The organism is Neptuniibacter caesariensis, from assembly GCF_000153345.1.
GTDB classification, from domain to species: domain Bacteria; phylum Pseudomonadota; class Gammaproteobacteria; order Pseudomonadales; family Balneatricaceae; genus Neptuniibacter; species Neptuniibacter caesariensis.
The window spans coordinates 531,616-550,127 of the sequence record NZ_CH724126.1 but is presented as its reverse complement, the minus strand read 5'-3'; the positions used below and the strand labels follow the sequence as shown (position 1 = coordinate 550,127).

Below are 18,512 nucleotides of genomic sequence, written 5' to 3'. Positions count from 1 at the left end.
CGAGCCACCACAGCTTAACTTTCACTACAGGACGCACCGTAAGCGAAACAACTATAGCAGCGATGATGTTTCATACTAATCCTCTCTTCAAGGCTCTCTCTAAGACTCGCCCCCAGGTCATACTCTTCATCATCATCCACCAACGTACAGGCATAAACTCGCATACGGCCTTTATTCTTAACAACCATCTTACTGAAAGCGCACATGAAATCTTTCCGACTCTCTTCGGTCTGGTAGGTCGTCATACATGCCGTAGTGACCAGGGGAACCTGGGGCAAACTACCTGGGGTAGCAAAATCGGGGAAAGCGACAATATTAAGATCTGCAGGAAGGCCATGCTCGGTAAACAACGCCGAATATAAAGCATCGACTTCTGATCTGTTTTCATCTTTATCCATATGCCGAGCAACTGAGACATTAAACCCAGCATCATAAAGCATCTTCAGACCGGTTAACGCCTTGAGAAAGTTCCCTTCACCACGACCGGCATCATGCGCTTCGGCAGAAGGCTTATCGATGCTCACTCGAAAACTAATCTGATTGGGGCATTCCAAGAGGCTTTTTACCTCTTCCATTCTCTGCTGAAGCGCCTCTGTGCCATTGGTCAGTACCATGCATGGCTTATACTGTGCGGCATAAGCCAGTATTTTAACGAGCTGTTTAGCCAGAAAAGGCTCACCGCCGGTAAAAGAAAACTGTTCCACACCTAACTCAAGGGCTTCATCAATATAAGGTTTCACATCATCAAATTTGACCAGCTCAAGACGATTATCTCCGGGGCCTGACCCTTCCAGGCAAAATGGGCACTGTAAGTTACACGCCGTCCCCGTATGAAACCACAGTTCACGCAAAGAGAATGGATCAATATACCCACGACTTTCACCTTGTGGGGTGTTGTACCAGTTTTCTGTTCGTATCCTTTGCATTACTCAGCCCCTGCCTGCACTAGCTTTTGTCTATCATTTACTATCTCGAGCACACAATTAAGCAGTTTCTGCCTTGCCGGCCTTCGATCACTCTTAAGATCTGCCATTAACTTAACCAGATCGCCTTCAAGATCAATATCATAGCTAGGATCGATAAATTCCACGTTTAAACCTGCCTCAACACATAAATCGTTTAGAGACTGACCTAACCGGTCGGTGCTCCAGGGAAGATTTTTTATATCTGGCCAGGCCACGGACGAAGCCATCATAGTGACGCCTCCATCCTCAGCCGCACTAAGTACAATATCTGAATCTTTTAACCGGCTGAGCACTTGGGTATAAAAAAGGTTGTTAAGAATAGGCGCATCGGTACCAATCGTAACAATACCGTTATGTCCACGTTGTCGTAGCTCAAGGTCAATTGCATTAATCCGTTCACCCAGATTCCCCTCTGGCTGAGCAATAACAGTAACATCTGAATGTTTAAGTAAGCCTTGAGCCCATCCGATATCATCAACACTCGCTGGCGATAGTACGACTGGCCCAGGCCAATTCTGAGCATCTTCTAATGCACAAGCCAACAAGCGATCAGCAATATCATAAGCGGCCTTAGCCCCTAATGTTTCTGCGATACGTTGTTTTCCCTGATTCAGTTTTGGCCGCTTGCAAAAGATCAACAGTGCAACGTTCTCTGTTGCGGAGTCTGACATATTAGGCAAAGGAAATTTCTCATTAACCGATAACTCACTGATAGACCTAAGCTTATCCTGATAGTTCCCATCTGGACACATCTTAGTGCAAAGCCCATGACGAATTATTTATTCTTCAGCAATGCGTCAGGCTGTGTTACAACATCAGCAGAAACCCAAGTAAGCAGGAACTATATGAATCAGGTCATTGAGTTACTCAATTCTCATCGTTCGATACGCAAATTCACCGAACAGCCGGTCTCCCAGTCTCAAGTAAATAGTTTTGTTGCCGCAGGCCAGGCAGCTGCGACCTCAAGCTTTATTCAGGCCTGCACGGTTATTCAGGTCAATGACACCGGCAAACGCGAATCACTGTCAGAATGGGCCGGTAATCAGGCTTATGTAAAAGAAGCACCGGTTTTTCTGGTCTTCTGCGCTGATATGAACCGACATAAGATCAGTTGCGATATGCATGAAGCTGAGATGCTTTCCGGATTCACCGAGCAATTTATCACCGCCACTGTCGATTGCGGTCTGTTTGCGCAGAATGTTGCTATTGCAGCCGAGTCTGAAGGGCTTGGCTTGGTCTACATTGGCGGACTAAGGAATAAAATAGACCTAGTCGCAGAAGCACTTGAGCTTCCCGAACTTGTCTACCCTGTATTTGGTATGTGCCTGGGTTATCCTGATCAGAACCCAGAAGTAAAACCTCGCCTTCCGCTGGAAGTTGTTCTGAAACAGGACGCCTACGATGACAGTTCAGACAAAGACCTGATCGCTGAATATGACCATCAGGTAAGAGAATATTACGCAACACGCACCGGCGGACAGAAAGATATGAGCTGGAGTGAGCAGATCTCTGGCATGCTACAAAAAGAGGCTCGCCCACACATGCTTTCTTTCTTACAATCACGTGGATTCTTAAAGAAATAACCTAAGATACCTTCTGGAGGTTTGGAGAAAATAATGAGCGGCGAAATCGATACTGAAGATTCATTAGACCTGTTACTCGCGCGCCAGCCTGTCTTTAATAAAAGCCAGGATGTTATTGCTTACGCCTTACTTTACCGGGGTGATGAAGCAACTGAACGGAAATTCAGTGATCATCTGGCCACATCTTCGGTCATTCTGAACACTTACGCCAGCATCTGTCAGGAAGGGGAAGTTAGATCTTTACCCTGTTATATCAAGCTCACTGACAAAACAATCATGTCAGAACACTTTCCAGAGCTTCCAAAAGAACATTTTATTCTTGAAGTCTTAGGTCATTCAGATATCACCCCTGAGTTTATAGAAAGAGTCAAAGAACTCAATCAGTTAGGTTATAGGCTGGCTCTGTCAGACTACAAACCCGTTCCAAAATATGACCCACTTTTAAATCTGGTACATATTTTGAAAATGGATATTCAATCAATTCCTTTAGAATCGATTCCTGAATTGGTTAAAAAGCTTCGCCCATACCACCTTGAACTCCTGGCAGATAAAGTTGAAACACAGGAAGAGTTTAGAAAGTGTTACGAACTAGGCTTCTCCCTCTTCCAGGGTTATTTTTTAAGCAAGCCAGAACCAGTTAAAGGTAAAAAGCTGGGTAGCAGTAAAATGCTACTGTTACAGATGATGGTCGAACTGCAAAGCCCTACAGCGACAGCTCAGTCTGTAGAGCAACTTGTTATTAATGATCCGCTGCTAACCTACAGAATTTTAAGAGTAGTCAACTCAGCAGCTTTCAACCTGAATCGCGAAATTGAATCTCTGTCCCATGCCATTAGCCTCCTTGGATTCGAACAGATTCGTAAGTGGGTTAGTTTATTCCTGGTGACTGATACTCAAGACAAACCCGTAGAGCTAACTCGCAGCATGCTCATACGTGGGAGAATGTGTGAACTACTGGCTGAGATGCTTGGCCGGGATCAACCTATCAATAATTTTATAACCGGGTTGTTCTCTAAACTGGATGTCTTGTTGGATATGGAACTTCCAGAACTATTAGAACAAGTGCCTCTGCAAAATGACGTTAAAGCTGCGCTAATAAACTATGATGGGCAACTTGGCCAAATTTTAGAGCAAGTTAGTAAATACGAAGACGGTGACTTTGAGCAGATTGACCTGCTGTTGGATCAACAATTTTATGAGGTTGCATACCGACATAGTTTGAACTGGTCGCAACAAGTCATGAAATCGCTTAGCGACAAGTAGATGCCACTTCAAGATAATCTTGAGCTCGCTCTTTTTCTTATCTTCAGCGCTGCGGGAACCTCGTTTATAACCGCAGCGATGGGAATTGGCGGCGGAGTTCTGCTTTTGGCCATTCTTGCCTCGGTTTTACCACCAGCGGCCCTGATACCCGTGCACGGTCTGGTCCAGCTTGGTTCCAACGGTAATCGCGCCATTATGACCCGCCAACACATTGACTGGTGTATGGTAAAAAGCTTTACCGCTGGGGCTTTGATCGGCGCTTTTGTAGCGTCTTTCGTCGTTATTCAGCTTCCCCTTTATCTGATTCAGCTCTGTGTCGCTCTCTTTATTCTCTTTCTCGTCTGGGGACCAAAGCCGAAAAAGCATCAGATGAGCGAGAAAGGCCAGGTCGCCGCCGGAGCGGGCACAACATTTATATCGATGTTTGTCGGCGCTACAGGCCCGCTTGTCGCGGGTTTTGTCCATCGACAAAGTTATGAAAAGCTCACAACTACAGCAACCTTTGCCGCCTGCATGAGCTTCCAACACCTGCTAAAAATGCTGGTTTTTTCATTAGTCGGGTTTGCTTTCTGGCAATGGTTGCCACTGGTGATTTTGATGGTCTTAGGTGGGATGGCTGGCACCTGGCTGGGCCTTCGCATGCTCAACAAAATTCCCACGCAGCACTTCAGGATTATTTTCAAAACTGTCATCACCCTTATGGCTGTCCGCCTGTTATGGCAGGCTTCACAAGTTTTCTTTGCCTAAAAACGACTATGCAAAGTTAAGGTAACCTTAGCTAATTTCTATTGATACTTTAAACGCAAAAAGGCAGCCGAAGCTGCCTTTCAAAATCGAATTTACTCTAAATATTTAGAATAATTCTTCCAGTTTGGATAGGTCACGTACTGCACCTTTATCCGCAGAGGTTGCCAACATGCCAAATGCTTTCAGAGCTGCAGATACTTTACGTGGACGCTCTTCCACTGGTTTCCAGCCCAACTTATCCTGCTCTGCACGGCGTTCAGCAAGTTCCTCATCGGATAGCAGAACATCGATTGTACGGTTAGGAATATCGATACGAATAATATCGCCATTACGTACCAGACCGATTGCACCGCCCGCCGCTGCTTCAGGGGAAACGTGGCCAATTGAAAGACCAGAAGTACCACCAGAGAAACGACCATCAGTCAGCAAGGCACAAGCTTTACCCAGTCCTTTAGACTTAATGTAAGAGGTTGGGTACAACATCTCTTGCATACCCGGACCACCTTTAGGGCCTTCGTAACGAACGATAACAACTTCGCCCGCTACCACTTTGTCATCCAGAATATTTTGAACCGCTTCATCTTGTGACTCTGTGATATGTGCAGGGCCTTCGAAGACAAGAATAGATTCATCTACGCCAGCAGACTTAACCACGCAACCATCTAGCGCAATGTTACCTTTCAATACAGCCAAACCACCTTCTAAAGAGAACGCATTCTCTAATGAACGGATACAGCCGTTTTCACGGTCACCGTCCAGCGTTGGCCAACGCGTAGATTGGCTAAACGCGGTCTGAGTTGGAATACCTGCAGGACCTGCGCGATAAAACTCTAGCACCTCAGGCGAAGGGTTACGCATGATATCCCACTTATCCAATGCTTCCTTCATTGTCGGCGCATGTACGGTTGGAACATCAGTATGCAGTTTACCGGCGCGATCCAACTCACCAAGGATGCCCATGATGCCACCTGCGCGGTGTACATCTTCAATATGATATTCAGGTGTATTAGGTGCAACTTTACATAACTGCGGTACTACACGGGATAGGCGATCAATATCATCCATTGTGAAGTCAATTTCTGCTTCCTGAGCAATAGCCAACAAGTGCAGGATAGTGTTGGTAGAACCACCCATTGCGATATCAAGCGTTATGCAGTTTTCGAACGCTTTGAAACCTACGGAACGAGGCAGAACAGATTCATCATCCTGCTCGTAATAACGTTTCGCCAAATCAACAATGGTACGACCCGCTTCCAGGAACAAGTTTTCACGGTCAGCGTGAGTCGCAACGACAGTACCATTTCCAGGTAGAGCCAGGCCCAACGCTTCTGCCAAGCAGTTCATCGAGTTGGCTGTGAACATCCCCGAACAAGAACCACAAGTCGGGCAAGCAGAGCGCTCAACCGCATCAACTTCTTCATCAGAAGCAGTTGGGTCTGCTGCCAGTACCATCGCGTCAACCAGATCCAGCTTGTGCTCAGCCAGCTTGGTTTTACCCGCTTCCATTGGCCCGCCTGTAACAAAGATTACAGGGATGTTCAGTCGCATGGACGCCATCAGCATGCCCGGTGTAATCTTGTCACAGTTCGAGATACATACAATGGCATCTGCACAGTGTGCATTAACCATGTATTCAACGGAGTCGGCAATGATGTCACGAGAGGGCAGTGAGTAAAGCATGCCATCATGGCCCATTGCGATACCATCATCTACCGCGATCGTATTGAATTCTTTTGCTACACCACCTGCTTTTTCAATCTCACGCGCGACCAGCTGCCCCATATCTTTCAGGTGAACGTGACCTGGAACAAACTGCGTAAAAGAGTTAGCTACAGCGATAATTGGCTTGTGGAAATCTTCATCTTTCATTCCCGTTGCACGCCAAAGCGCACGTGCACCCGCCATATTACGACCCGCAGTCGATGTTTTAGAGCGATATTGCGGCATGATGTTGACCCTTGGAGTAATAGTTTTATTAGCGATCTCCGAGTATACCAGAACCCTAACCAATGGGTGCCCCACGGCATGTTGATTTGTTCGCAACAAAATATGCCATGAACTGGATCACTGAAAACTTGTCTACACTATCTAAGTAACCTCTTGAAAACAGTAGATTAGCGGCTGGCTGGTAAGGAGATCTGTTATGTTGATTGGCGTACCCACCGAGATAAAAACCAGAGAATACCGGGTAGGATTAACCCCTTCAGGGGTAAAAGAACTTTGCTCTCAGGGTCATGACGTCATCATCCAAAAAGGGGCAGGAGAAAAAATAGGTTTCTTCGATGCTGAGTATCAAACCTCAGGTGCTGAGATTGTCGAAACGGCGGGTGAGCTATGGTCCAGAGCGCAGATGATCATTAAGGTTAAGGAGCCGCAACCTGAAGAAACCGCCAGGCTTAAACCTGAACACCTCCTCTTCACATATCTGCACCTGGCTGCGGAGCGCCACTTAACCGAATCTCTGCAGAACTCTGGTTGTACCGCCATTGCTTATGAAACGATTACCGATCATCTCGGCCACCTCCCTCTGCTCGCACCAATGAGCGAAGTCGCTGGCAGAATGTCGGTGCAAGCCGGCGCGCATTGTCTTGAGATAGCCCAACAAGGTCGAGGGGTATTGCTAGGAGGTGTTCCTGGCGTTGCACCAGGCAAAGTGATTATTCTGGGTGGCGGTGTAGTTGGAACAAACGCAGCACAGATGGCGACGGGCCTGGGCGCTGAGGTCACTATCTTTGATAAATCCCCACAGAGACTGCGCGAACTGGATAGCCAATTTCATGGTCGTATAAAGACCTGTTACTCCACTACCGATAATGTTCAACAGGCGATTGCAGAGGCTGATTTGATTATTGGAGCTGTCTTAATCCCAGGTGCAGCCGCACCCAAGCTGGTCACCAAAGCTGATCTAGGTTCAATGCAGAAAGGTTCTGTCATTGTCGATGTCGCTATCGATCAGGGGGGCTGTTTCGAGACCAGTAGGCCAACGACTCATGACGATCCAACATTTATTGAGCAGGGGATTGTGCATTATTGTGTAGCGAATATGCCGGGGGCTGTGGCGCGGACTTCAACTCTGGCACTCACTAATGCCACACTTCCTTACATTTGCCGGCTGGCCAACGCCCCCTGGCAAACGATGCTGAAGCAGGACCCGCTCTTTGCCAAAGGATTGAACGTTCACAGGGGTGATATCTTCTGTGAAGGAGTCGCCAAAGCTTTCGACCTCGATTTCAGACCAATTGACAGTCTGTAATTACCGCTGGGCTCTTGATCAATCAGATGCAGCACTCTACTCTGTGCTGCAACAATCAGATTGAGTATTTTTATGTCCAGCATCGATAAGAAAGAGATTCGCTCAGATAAGTGGATGAGCCTGCTGATCAAAACAGGAATTCCAATTGCCATCATCAGTGTTATCGCTCTGTGGGTGGGGTGGTTCTTTAAAATCCCGGCTCTGGGCAACCTGTTCATTATCACTGCAGCAGTGGCCTTAGCCCTGGGCCTGATCTATAACGTGCGCTTTGTTATTTTGTCAGTGCGCCAGTTAAAACAGAAAGAGAAAAAAGCAGAAGACAACAGCGATGCCTGAAGCTTTACTGCAGCGTTATCCTGAGCTTTCGCAACTGGACCCTCAGGGACAACAGTTAATAGCTCAAGCACAACAGCTGCGAATCCCGGCTAACGCTGTCATTTTCCGCCAAGGCGATCTCTGTAATAACTTCATTTTGGTCACCTCAGGTACCGTCAAAGTTCTGGCCCGAGGTGCAAATGGTCGCGAGCTGGTACTCTACCGCATTGAAGATAAAGGCAGCTGCGTACTGACCACCTCTTGCCTCCTAGGCAGACAAATTTATCCTGCGGAAGGCATTGCTGAGACCGATGTTGAAGCATTTCTTTTGCCTGCAGACGCTTTTGAAAAAGCACTCGCTCAATCACCAATTCTTCGTCAATTTATTTTCTCCTCCTATGCACACCCCCTGTCAGACATGATCGAACTGGTACAGAGCATCGCCTTCGAGAGCATAGAAAGCCGATTGGTGGAATATCTGCTGGCACATACCGATGAGCGCATGGAAATCAACTGTTCTCACCAAACCATTGCTGATGAGCTAGGCACCGCACGCGAAGTGATCTCACGACAACTCAAAAAGCTTGAACAGCAACAACTGGTTCAACTCGAACGCGGGCGCATCCGCATTTGTGACCTGGAACAACTTAATTCTGTGACTTAATCACAGACCCGATAATTGCCAGATTCTACACTAGCCCCATAAGTTATTTATCGAGGACAGAATCATGGAAAAGAATATTGGTAATCTGGATAAGATGCTCCGTATCGTTATTGGACTCGTGCTAATCGCACTGGTGTTCGTAGGCCCGCAAACCATCTGGGGCTGGCTGGGCGTACCGGTCATTTTGATTGCGCTATTTGGCTGGTGCCCTTTATATAAAGTTCTGGGAATCAGCACCTGCGCTAAATGCTCTGAATCGTAACCTCCCTCTGGGTGGGTTACGCCCACCCAGCCGTTCACCCTTCATACAGTTTCCAACGCTTAAACTTCTTTCTACGTTCATTTCTATTTACTCTTTATCCTATGTTACGGATACTTATCTCTAGTAATAACGGGTCATCGTGAGGTTTAAGTACATGTTAAAACGGCAGTTACTCAATGCTGTGCTGACACTGAGTTTATCGACAGGCCTTGCGGCTCCGGTTGCTGCCGCTGCTGATCCCTCCCCTTTGTCTTTGAAACAAGCAATGCAGCTTGCTATTGAGACAACAGGCGGAGAAGTCATAAAAACGGAAACCGCTGAATTTAAGGGCCGTGCGGTCTATAAGATTCGTTTGGTAAATGAAGGCAGGGTCAAAGAAATTATGATCGATAGCCAAAACGGTCAAGTCATTACCCCTGACACGGAGAGATAAAGAATGAAATTATTGGTAGTTGAGGACGATCCGGATCTACGTCGCCAATTGGTCACTGCTCTGGAAAATAAAAACTACACCGTTGAAGAAACCGCTGACGGCGAAGAAGCACTCTATCTGGGGCAGGAGTACCCGTACGATCTAGCCATTGTTGATCTTGGGCTACCTAAGCTATCCGGTATTGAGGTGATCCGCCAATGGCGCGATGACGGCAAAGAGTTCCCGATCATCATCTTAACTGCCCGGGGCGACTGGCAGGATAAGGTAGAGGGCTTAGAAGCCGGCGCAGATGACTATCTTGTCAAACCTTTCCATATGGAAGAGCTTCAGGCTCGCCTGAATGCGCTGTTGCGACGCGCTGCAGGTCACTCTAAACCGGTGTTAGAGTTTGGTCCGATAAAAATGGATACCACAGGCCGGGTGGTTTATCGCCATAATGAGCCAGTGAAATTAACCAGCTATGAGTATCGAACCTTTGAATATCTGGTTCTGAATGCTGGCAAAACCATCTCTAAAAGCGAACTCACTGAGCACCTCTACCATCAGGACTTTGATCGCGACAGTAACGTATTGGAAGTCTTTATCCGTCGCCTTCGCCAAAAACTCGACCCTGATCAGGATCTCCAGCCGATCACAACTGTCCGAGGGCTCGGCTATCGTTTTGCCCTGACAGCTGATTCCAGTAGTGAGTAAACGTACGCGTGAATATTAAATCCCCCCTGCACTCCCTGCAGGGGCGACTTCTGATCGCCTCCACTGTCATTCTGCCCATTGTTTTACTGATCGCAGGCTTTGCCCTGAGCAATGCTTATCAGTACAGTCTGGAAAATTCAGTGAAAGATCGCCTGCAATTGCAGGTCTTCTTACTGCTCGGCGCAGTTGAATTAAAAGAAGACCATATCCAGTTTTCTGAACGGCTCCCGGAACCACGCTACGAAAAAATTGACTCTGGTCTATACGGAGCCATACATGACAATCAGGGCAATATTGTCTGGCGTTCCTTATCTTCGGTCCTGCTCGACGATCCTAAATTATCTGAAGCAATTAACTTAAGCGGCCTCAATACGGGCGAGCCCAAATTTGAGCATTTAACTGAGAATCAGTTGTTTAGCTTCCAGCTTCGTATCATCTGGGAAGCCCAGGGTCAGGAGAAGTCTTATCTGTTCACGGTGATGGAATCTGATGCTCTAGTCATCCGTGACATGAAGGCCTACAACAACCAACTCATTTTATGGATGGGGATCATTTTTCTGGTCGCCCTGCTCGCGCAAACCCTGATAATGCATTGGGGGCTCTTCCCATTACGCCGTTTGGCAAAAGATCTAAAAGCGATCGAGTCTGGCAAATCCGAAAAGCTACTCGGCAATTACCCCGATGAGGTCGAACCAGTTACCCACAACCTCAACGGACTAATTGAGAGCGAGCGAAAACAACAAGAACGTTATCGCAACACGCTGGGTGATCTGGCCCACAGTCTAAAAACACCACTTGCTGTGATGCGAGGTGCCGAGCTTGAAGAACACGAGCTACACACTTATCAATCGCTGGTCAGTGAGCAGGTCGAGCGAATGGATCAGATTGTCCAGTATCAATTGAGCCGGGCAGTGAAAAGCCAGAACAAACCATTAGGCAAAGCCGTACCTGTTACGCCGATTATCGAGCGTATGCTGGCAGCGTTAAGCAAGGTTTACCGCAATAAAGAAGTGCAATCAGAGGTAGAACTTGACCAGGACCTGACCTTCTTTGGTGACGAACGAGATCTGATGGAAGTGCTCGGAAACATCATGGAAAACGCTTTCAAATATGGAAACTGTCAGGTAAAAGTCACCGGCAAACAGCAAGGCGGTGAGCTTAAACTGACCATCTGTGATGATGGACCTGGTGTCACGCCAGAGATGCGTCAAGTGATTCTTCAGAGGGGCGCGAGGCTGGACACTTCAATACAGGGACAAGGTATCGGTCTATCAGTGGCAACCGATATTGTTAGCAGTTATCAGGGCCAGATCGAAGTAAAAGACTCCCCTCTAGGGGGAGCCTGTTTTGTATTGCACTTCCCTGACTAAAGGGACTTTACGAATACCTTTGAATTTCGTTGTAGGTTGAAAATCGCTTTCTTCTCGCTCGGCAATTGTTCCACCTTGTGTTCAGAGAACCCTCTCTCAACAAACCAATGAGCAGTTTTGGTGGTCAGGACAAACAACTGCTCTAGCCCTGCATCCGTTGCTTGTTTCTCAATCGCAGTCAGCAGTTTGTCGCCTCTGGAGCCACCCTTGTATTCCGCAGATACAACTACACAAGCCAGCTCGCCCATATTCTCTTCCGGGAAGGGATAAAGCGCAGCACATCCGATCACCACGCCATCTCGCTCAATCAGAGTAAAGCGTTCGATCTCATTTTCCAGCACTTCACGGGATCGACGAACCAGCGTACCATCCTGTTCAAGTGGTTGAATCAACTCCATTACCGCGCCAACATCTTCAATGCTAGCCTGGCGGAGCTTTTCATAGGACTCCTGCAAGACCATGGTGCCTTCACCATCACGGGTGAACAGTTCACCCAGCAGCGCGCCGTCCTCTTTATAACTGATCAGATGACAACGATTAACACCACTCCGGCATGCATTCACAGCGGCCTCAAGATGACGGGATAGTTCCGTGTGCGGCTTATCACTATCTTGTAATGATGACAGATACTGAGCCACCAGCCTTTCCGCCTTTCGGGTAAGCAGCTCACTGCGTAACTGACCGGAACTGTCCTTCACCCCCTGATCAGCGCCAAACAAAATGAGCTTTTCCGCCTGAACGGCCGCAGCAGTGCAGGTCGCAACATCTTCCGCTGCGATATTGAATAGCTCACCAGTCGGTGAATAACCCAGATTAGAGAGCAGAACAATATTGCCATCATCCAACTGCTGACGGATCGCATCACTGTCAAGTCGGCGTACCTGGCCAGTATGCGCCATATCGACACCATCCAGAACCCCAACAGGCTTGGCGGTCACAAAGTTTCCGGAAACGACTTTAATTCGCGATCCTGCCATGGGCGTATTAGGTAACCCAAGCGATAAGCGCGCCTCGACCTCAGCCCTGACAATAGCTGAAGCCTCAATAACACAGGTCAGGGTATCCTGATCAGTAACACGAAGGTGATGATGCAGACGAGTACCGATCTGCTTCTGCTGCAGGCGTTCTTCAATCTGTGGACGAGACCCATGCACAAGTACTAAGCGCACCCCCAGACTATTAAGCAGAGCAATATCGTGCACAATGTTAGCAAAATTCGGATCGGCAACCGCTTCTCCACTCAGCATCAGGACAAAAGTATGGCCCCGGTGCGCATTAATATAAGGGGAAGAGTGGCGGAACCAGTTGACGTATTGTTTGGTGTCGTCGTTCACAGCAGGTCTACAAGCAGTTCTGTTTAATCATTTTTGATATGGCTACTGTAGGCTTTATCTGCTCAAAAGCCAAATACTGATCTCGTTGCTTTAACTGATTAATAAAGGAAACCTTGTCAAGTGAGTAAAACAACGCAGAAGCAAAGTGTCAGGAGTAATAAAAATAGGCTGAGTAACTATCCGAGTAAAATTATCTAACTCAGTCACCCGTTTATGATTCCAGCTCCATTTTACCCAGGTGTAGTCTGATATAGACTAAGACAGATACAGAACAACCCTGGAAGCCATAAAGACCACTTAAAAGAGTCTGAGCTTCAAGCTAGAGTAGAGACAAGAAATAAATGGCATTGGAAGTCGAGCTTAAACTAACCCTCAGCCCTCATCATGTAGGCTCTTTAAAACAACAGCCCCTGTTCCGCTCTGAACAGATCCGGGAATTAGGGCAACAACAGTTAGGTAATACCTACTTCGACACGCCTGACCAGAAACTCACCGAACATCGCGTTGCCCTGCGTATCCGCCAAAAAGGTGATCAGCTGATTCAGACATTAAAAACCAGCGGTTCTAGTGAAGCGGGCATGCACAGCCGAAAAGAGTGGGAATGGCTACTCGATTCAGAAGAGCTGAATTATAACCTGCTATCAGAGGCTGAATGGCCAAAGGCGCTTGAAGACAGTGAACTACAAAAAAGGATTGCCCCTGTTTTCAGCACCAATTTTAACCGTACCCTTTGGATACTGGATACTCTGGATAGCCAGGGGAACCCTCTAAAGGCTGAGATCGCCCTTGATGAAGGCACAGTGACAGCAGCGGGGCTCGAAGATCCTCTTTGTGAACTGGAGCTTGAGTTACTGGAAGGGGAAGCCAGCGAGTTAGTAAAAGTTGCTTTGCAGCTCGCGCGACATGTTCCTCTCTATATCAGTGATATCAGCAAAGCCGAACGCGGTTACCGACTTCTTTCAACTGAGAAATATCAGGTTAAGCGCCCCGAAGCAGTTTTTGATGAAGAAACCACTTTAGAGCAAGCGTTTTGCCAGCTACTGGTCACTGAGTTGACGCTATGGCCACGTTACTTTGAAGCCTGGCGCTTCACAAAAAACTGGGACTATATTCCTCTGGCCCTGGATTCATTGCGAAATACAGGTGCGCTTTTTGAAACCTTCAGTGATGTGATTCCTGCTGAGCCCGATGGTGAGATAGAGCAACTTCTGACAAAGCTCATCCGCCAAATTCGCGATATTAATGCCTGGACCCGGGTTAAGACCCTCTCAGGCATTGAAGACAGCGAATGGCTGAAAAAGCATGAAAGTAAAGCTGCTGCAAGAATGGAAGTTCTGCTACAAACCGCTGAACCGGGGATTCTTGCATTGCTCATCTCTGATCAGTTAATCGAACAACCCTGGCGCGACCGCTGGAACGAGCAACACCAGGAAATTGCACTAAGCCCTATAAAGGAATAATGACAAGCATCAGGGTTCGCCCTGATCTCCATTGTTAAACTAGAAGGATTCGTTTCAGGAGAAGCCTCAACTATGCTGCAAGCCAACTTAAACAACCTGCCATCAGCGCTGCATCCAATACTAAAACATAACTGGGAACAAGTTAGCTCTGTACTGGAAACCTTAGACAATATCCCGGAACAGTTTGCTGAGGACCTAAGCCGCGTACTCACCGGTAGTAATTTTGTTGCAGAACAGTTTGGTCGCTCCCCTGAAATACTCCCTTCACTACTGAACAGTGGCGATCTCTACTCCAGTTACCATGACAATCAGTATCAGGAAAGCCTGAACAACCTTCTCTCCGTTGTTGAAACCGAAGAGCAGCTGCACCAGGCGGTACGTAAATTTCGCCAAAGGGAACAAACCCGCCTGATCTTTCGTGATCTGACCCGTGCCAGTGACATGCGCAACACAACGCGTGAATTATCTTGGCTTGCCGATGCCTGTGTAGAACAGACCATGAACTGGCTCTACGATCAGGCATGTGAACGCTGGGGCACACCTACCGGCCGCCACTCTCGCAAGCCGCAACGTATGGTTGTCCTGGGGATGGGTAAACTAGGCGCGAATGAGCTCAATCTATCGTCTGATATTGATCTGATCTTTGTTTATCCGGAAAACGGTGAAACAGAGGGCAGTAAAAAATGCCTGGATAACCAGGATTTCTTTATCCGCCTGGGTAAGAAACTCATCCAGGCACTGGATAACACCACCATCGACGGGTTTGTGTTCCGTGTCGATATGCGCCTGCGCCCCTTCGGCTCGGCTGGACCGCTGGTCATCAGTTTTGATGCAATGGAGGGTTACTACCAGGAGCATGGTCGCGAGTGGGAACGCTATGCCATGATCAAAGCTCGAGTCATGGCAGGTGATCAGGAAGCCGGCGCCGAGCTCATGCAGATCCTGCGCCCTTTCGTTTACCGTAAATATATCGACTTCAGCGCTTTTGACTCTCTTCGTGAGATGAAAGAGATGATCAACCGCGAAGTCCGTCGCAAGGGTTTAAACAATAACGTTAAGCTTGGCTCCGGCGGCATTCGGGAAGTCGAGTTTATCGCACAGGTTTTCCAGTTATTACGAGGTGGCCGTGACGCACGCTTGCAACAAAGAGAACTATGCAAAGTACTCCCTGTTCTACCTGAGGCCGTAGGGATGCCTCAACAGGCATCCGATGAACTAATGGAAGCTTATGAATTCTTGCGCAATGCAGAGCATGCTATCCAGGCGGTGGCTGATAAGCAGACTCAGGAGCTCCCGATAGACGAACAGGAACAACTTCGCCTTGCCTACAGTATGGGCTTTGATAGCTGGGAAGGCTTTACCGAGAGCCTGGAAAACTATCGTAATAATGTCCGTATCCATTTTGCTGACCTGATCGCACCTAGTGAGGAAAGCGAGCAAGATGAACAAGGCTGCGAAGATCAAACCTGGTTGTCGCTATGGAATGATGATCTGGAAGAAGAGCACGCGGTTGAGATTCTTAATGAACAGGGCTTTGACGATGCAGCTAAAGCATGGGAGCTCATCGATTCTTTACGTCAGTCCCGCACGGTTAAGATGTTGCAGCAAATCGCTCAGGAAAGACTTCTTGCGGTTCTGCCTATTCTATTGCGCGAGACATCTCAGGTTGAAAATTCGACGGAGACCCTTGGACGGGTCCTTCAGTTAATTCAAGCGATCCTGCGCCGTTCAGCCTATTTAGTGCTGCTGGCCGAGAACCCCGTTGCATCGCAACAGTTAGTGAAACTTTGCTCCGCTTCAAACTGGTTCTCGGAAAAGCTCACTAAGCAACCGATCTTGCTGGATGAACTGATTGATCCGAACTCGCTGTACTCACCACCCAATAAAGAGCAGTTAAATAGTGAACTCCGACAGCAGTTGCTGCGTATCCCGGAAGAAGATACCGAACAGTTGATGGACTGCTTGCGTTACTTTAAAAACGCCCATTCGCTAAAAGTTGCAGCCTCTGAAATAACAGGCGCTCTTCCTTTGATGAAAGTCAGCGATTACCTCACCTGGACAGCTGAGGTTATTCTCGAAGCAGTTGTGGATATCGCCTGGAAGATCATGACTGAGAAGCATGGATCTCCGCAGAAATCAGCAGGTGTGCCGTGCAATCCTGACTTTATCGTGTTGGGTTATGGCAAGATGGGGGGGATTGAGCTCTCTTATGGATCCGATTTAGATCTGGTATTTATCCATGATTCCGATCCTAACCTGTTTACCGATGGCGACAAGCAGATAGCTAATTCGGTTTTCTTTACCCGTCTTGGACAGAAGATCATCCATATCCTCAATACCTTCACAACCTCCGGGCAACTCTATGAAGTGGATATGCGCCTGCGCCCTTCCGGCAACTCCGGACTATTGGTAAGTTCATTGAAATCCTTCTCTGATTACCAGAACAAAGAGGCCTGGACATGGGAACACCAGGCATTGGTTCGTGCCCGCATGGTTGCTGGCGATACCCAACTGCAGCAACGCTTCGAAGAGGTACGCGCGCAGATCCTTTCTCTGCCGAGGGAAAAAGGAAAGCTACTGGAAGAAGTGGCAGAGATGCGCGAGAAGATGCGCTCGCATCTGGGCAGTAAAAACAGTAGTAACGAAGAGAATCCGGTTTTCCATCTCAAGCATGATCGCGGTGGAATTGTGGATATCGAGTTCCTGGTACAGTACTTAACGCTACTAAATGCTCAGCAGTACCCTGAGCTCTATGAGTTTACCGACAACATTCGAATTCTCGATGCGGCTGAACGAACTGAGCTCATTAGTTCTGAAGAAGCTGAAACACTGCGCGAAGCCTATAAAGCCTACCGGGCGGTAGGACACAGGCAAACCTTGCAGGAACGTTCAAATACAATTTCAGATTCTGAGATGAAAGATATGCGTCAGGCTGTTGCCTGCATCTGGGAAAAGACGATGCAGTAATATCCCAGGCATAAAAAAAGCAGGCCTAGGCCTGCTTTTTTTAAGGTTAAAGCCGATTAAACGTCAGTCAGCCAACCGTGCTTATCTTCCGCTTTACCCCACTGAATGTCATTCAGGGCTTTACGCAGCTTCAGGGTAGTTTCACCAATACCACCATCGCCAACGGTATACTCTTTATCGCCGTAAACCAATGTTCCTACAGGTGCCAGAACGGCCGCAGTACCGGACAGAGCCGCTTCACAACCAGGTTTTGCAGCACGTTCCAGAAGCTCTTCAACAGTCAGACGGCGCTCTGATACTTTCAACCCGTTGTCACGGGCAATCTGCAGAACAGAATCACGAGTCACACCGTGCAGGAAGCTTTCATCCAGATCGCGAGTGATTACTTCATCACCGTCAATAAGCAGGAAGTTTGCCGCACCTGTCTCCTGAACATCACCGTTCGGGCAGAACAGAACCTGATCTACGTTATATTTCTCTTTCGCACGCATCGTTGGCAGCAGCGCACTTGCATAGTTACCACCGCTTTTGATCATACCGTTGTGGGGTGCGCAACGCAGGCCCTGATCATCGACCAGCAAACGTAATGCACGATCACCACCAGCAAAATAGTCACCTACCGGGGATAGCAGTACATAGAAGCAAGCGGTTTCAGAAGGAGCCGCCGCTTTACCAATCGCCGGTTCAGTACCAAACAGTGTTGGACGAATATACATAGAACCCGGAGGCGCTGGAACGTCCGACTTAAAACGCGTCACCGTATCCAGAATCATTTTCGTCATGAACTCTTCATCCAGCTCTGGCAGTGCTAGCAAGCGAGCACTCTGTGCCATACGCGAAACGTTACGATCAATACGGAAAATCTTTACCGAACCATCTTCATGACGGAATGCTTTCAAACCTTCAAAGCAGGTGCTGGAATAGTGCAACACATGGGCACCCGGGTGCATACTAATGCTGTCACTAGGGACCATTTCGACCGCACTCCAGCTAGAACCGTCAAACCAGGTGATTGACATTTCAGGCATAAAAACGGAGCCGAATGCAGTAGCCATGATACCTTCCTTCTTCTGTGTGCCGACAAACCCAGAACCGGGCGTGGGCAAAAATGAATTGATTGAAAAAATACAAAGGCTGATATTCTAATCGCCACGCAGAAAAATTGGAATTCCCATTATACGAAGAACCGAGTTAATTGAGGCG

Annotated in this window: 17 protein-coding genes; 12 read left to right on the top strand and 5 right to left on the bottom strand. The window is 47.9% G+C overall.

Annotation, left to right across the window (positions count from 1 at the left end; all coding sequences use genetic code 11):
* Positions 1-14 precede the first annotated feature (14 nt).
* Together MED92_RS12235 and MED92_RS12230 are read right to left on the bottom strand one after the other, a co-directional pair.
* Positions 15-926 carry a radical SAM protein gene (locus tag MED92_RS12235; protein ID WP_007021862.1) on the bottom strand — a complete coding sequence of 304 codons (912 nt, stop codon included), beginning with the start codon at positions 924-926 and terminating at the stop codon, positions 15-17.
* Positions 926-1,717 carry a TIGR04282 family arsenosugar biosynthesis glycosyltransferase gene (locus MED92_RS12230; RefSeq protein ID WP_007021861.1) on the bottom strand — a complete coding sequence of 264 codons (792 nt, stop codon included), beginning with the start codon at positions 1,715-1,717 and terminating at the stop codon, positions 926-928. Before MED92_RS12230 ends, MED92_RS12235 begins: the two co-directional genes overlap by 1 nt.
* A 93-nt stretch (positions 1,718-1,810) precedes the next feature.
* On the opposite strand from MED92_RS12230, the gene nfsA reads away from it, so the two are divergent.
* Genes nfsA through MED92_RS19000 form a run of 3 tightly spaced genes read left to right on the top strand, consistent with a single transcriptional unit; the run spans position 1,811 to position 4,558 of the window.
* Positions 1,811-2,548 carry an oxygen-insensitive NADPH nitroreductase gene (gene nfsA / locus MED92_RS12225; RefSeq protein WP_007021860.1) on the top strand — a complete coding sequence of 246 codons (738 nt, stop codon included), beginning with the start codon at positions 1,811-1,813 and terminating at the stop codon, positions 2,546-2,548.
* A gap of 33 nt (positions 2,549-2,581) precedes the next feature.
* Positions 2,582-3,811: an EAL and HDOD domain-containing protein gene (locus tag MED92_RS19005; protein WP_007021859.1), complete on the top strand. Its 1,230-nt coding sequence runs from the start codon at positions 2,582-2,584 to the stop codon at positions 3,809-3,811.
* The gene (locus tag MED92_RS19000; protein WP_007021858.1) at positions 3,812-4,558 is read left to right on the top strand and encodes a sulfite exporter TauE/SafE family protein; all 747 of its coding nucleotides are present in this window, start codon (positions 3,812-3,814) and stop codon (positions 4,556-4,558) included.
* Between the two features lie 105 nt (positions 4,559-4,663).
* On the opposite strand, the gene ilvD is transcribed toward MED92_RS19000, so the two are convergent.
* Positions 4,664-6,505 carry a dihydroxy-acid dehydratase gene (gene ilvD, locus MED92_RS12210; protein WP_007021857.1) on the bottom strand — a complete coding sequence of 614 codons (1,842 nt, stop codon included), beginning with the start codon at positions 6,503-6,505 and terminating at the stop codon, positions 4,664-4,666.
* 196 nt (positions 6,506-6,701) lie between these two features.
* On the opposite strand from ilvD, the gene ald reads away from it, so the two are divergent.
* The 7 genes from ald (at position 6,702) to MED92_RS12175 (ending at position 11,548) form a co-directional block, all read left to right on the top strand.
* The gene (gene ald / locus MED92_RS12205; protein WP_007021856.1) at positions 6,702-7,811 is read left to right on the top strand and encodes an alanine dehydrogenase; all 1,110 of its coding nucleotides are present in this window, start codon (positions 6,702-6,704) and stop codon (positions 7,809-7,811) included.
* Positions 7,812-7,883: 72 nt separating this feature from the next.
* Positions 7,884-8,147 (top strand): hypothetical protein, encoded by a 264-nt coding sequence (locus MED92_RS12200; protein WP_007021855.1) that lies wholly within the window; start codon positions 7,884-7,886, stop codon positions 8,145-8,147.
* The gene (locus tag MED92_RS12195) at positions 8,140-8,790 is read left to right on the top strand and encodes a Crp/Fnr family transcriptional regulator (protein ID WP_007021854.1); all 651 of its coding nucleotides are present in this window, start codon (positions 8,140-8,142) and stop codon (positions 8,788-8,790) included. The genes MED92_RS12200 and MED92_RS12195 overlap by 8 nt, the downstream gene beginning before the upstream one ends.
* A gap of 64 nt (positions 8,791-8,854) precedes the next feature.
* Positions 8,855-9,052: a YgaP family membrane protein gene (locus MED92_RS12190; protein ID WP_007021853.1), complete on the top strand. Its 198-nt coding sequence runs from the start codon at positions 8,855-8,857 to the stop codon at positions 9,050-9,052.
* A gap of 154 nt (positions 9,053-9,206) precedes the next feature.
* Positions 9,207-9,485, top strand: a complete 279-nt coding sequence (locus MED92_RS12185) for a PepSY domain-containing protein (RefSeq protein WP_007021852.1) — start codon at positions 9,207-9,209, stop codon at positions 9,483-9,485.
* 3 nt (positions 9,486-9,488) lie between these two features.
* The gene (locus MED92_RS12180) at positions 9,489-10,178 is read left to right on the top strand and encodes a response regulator transcription factor (protein WP_007021851.1); all 690 of its coding nucleotides are present in this window, start codon (positions 9,489-9,491) and stop codon (positions 10,176-10,178) included.
* 8 nt (positions 10,179-10,186) lie between these two features.
* On the top strand, positions 10,187-11,548 hold the full coding sequence (locus MED92_RS12175) for an ATP-binding protein (RefSeq protein ID WP_007021850.1): 1,362 nt from the start codon (positions 10,187-10,189) through the stop codon (positions 11,546-11,548).
* Here MED92_RS12175 and argA read toward each other — a convergent pair.
* Positions 11,545-12,882, bottom strand: a complete 1,338-nt coding sequence (argA, locus tag MED92_RS12170; protein ID WP_040662656.1) for an amino-acid N-acetyltransferase — start codon at positions 12,880-12,882, stop codon at positions 11,545-11,547. The two genes, MED92_RS12175 and argA, sit on opposite strands and share 4 nt — an antisense overlap.
* Positions 12,883-13,223: 341 nt before the next feature.
* On the opposite strand from argA, the gene MED92_RS18650 reads away from it, so the two are divergent.
* Positions 13,224-14,342, top strand: coding sequence for a CYTH domain-containing protein (locus tag MED92_RS18650; protein ID WP_007021848.1), 1,119 nt, complete (start codon positions 13,224-13,226; stop codon positions 14,340-14,342).
* Positions 14,343-14,414: 72 nt separating this feature from the next.
* Positions 14,415-17,309: a bifunctional [glutamate--ammonia ligase]-adenylyl-L-tyrosine phosphorylase/[glutamate--ammonia-ligase] adenylyltransferase gene (gene glnE, locus MED92_RS12160; RefSeq protein WP_007021847.1), complete on the top strand. Its 2,895-nt coding sequence runs from the start codon at positions 14,415-14,417 to the stop codon at positions 17,307-17,309.
* A 56-nt stretch (positions 17,310-17,365) separates the two neighbouring features.
* Here the strand turns inward: glnE and MED92_RS12155 are convergent, their stop codons facing one another.
* Positions 17,366-18,415, bottom strand: a complete 1,050-nt coding sequence (locus MED92_RS12155; protein WP_272941716.1) for a branched-chain amino acid aminotransferase — start codon at positions 18,413-18,415, stop codon at positions 17,366-17,368.
* Between the last annotated feature and the right edge of the window lie 97 nt (positions 18,416-18,512).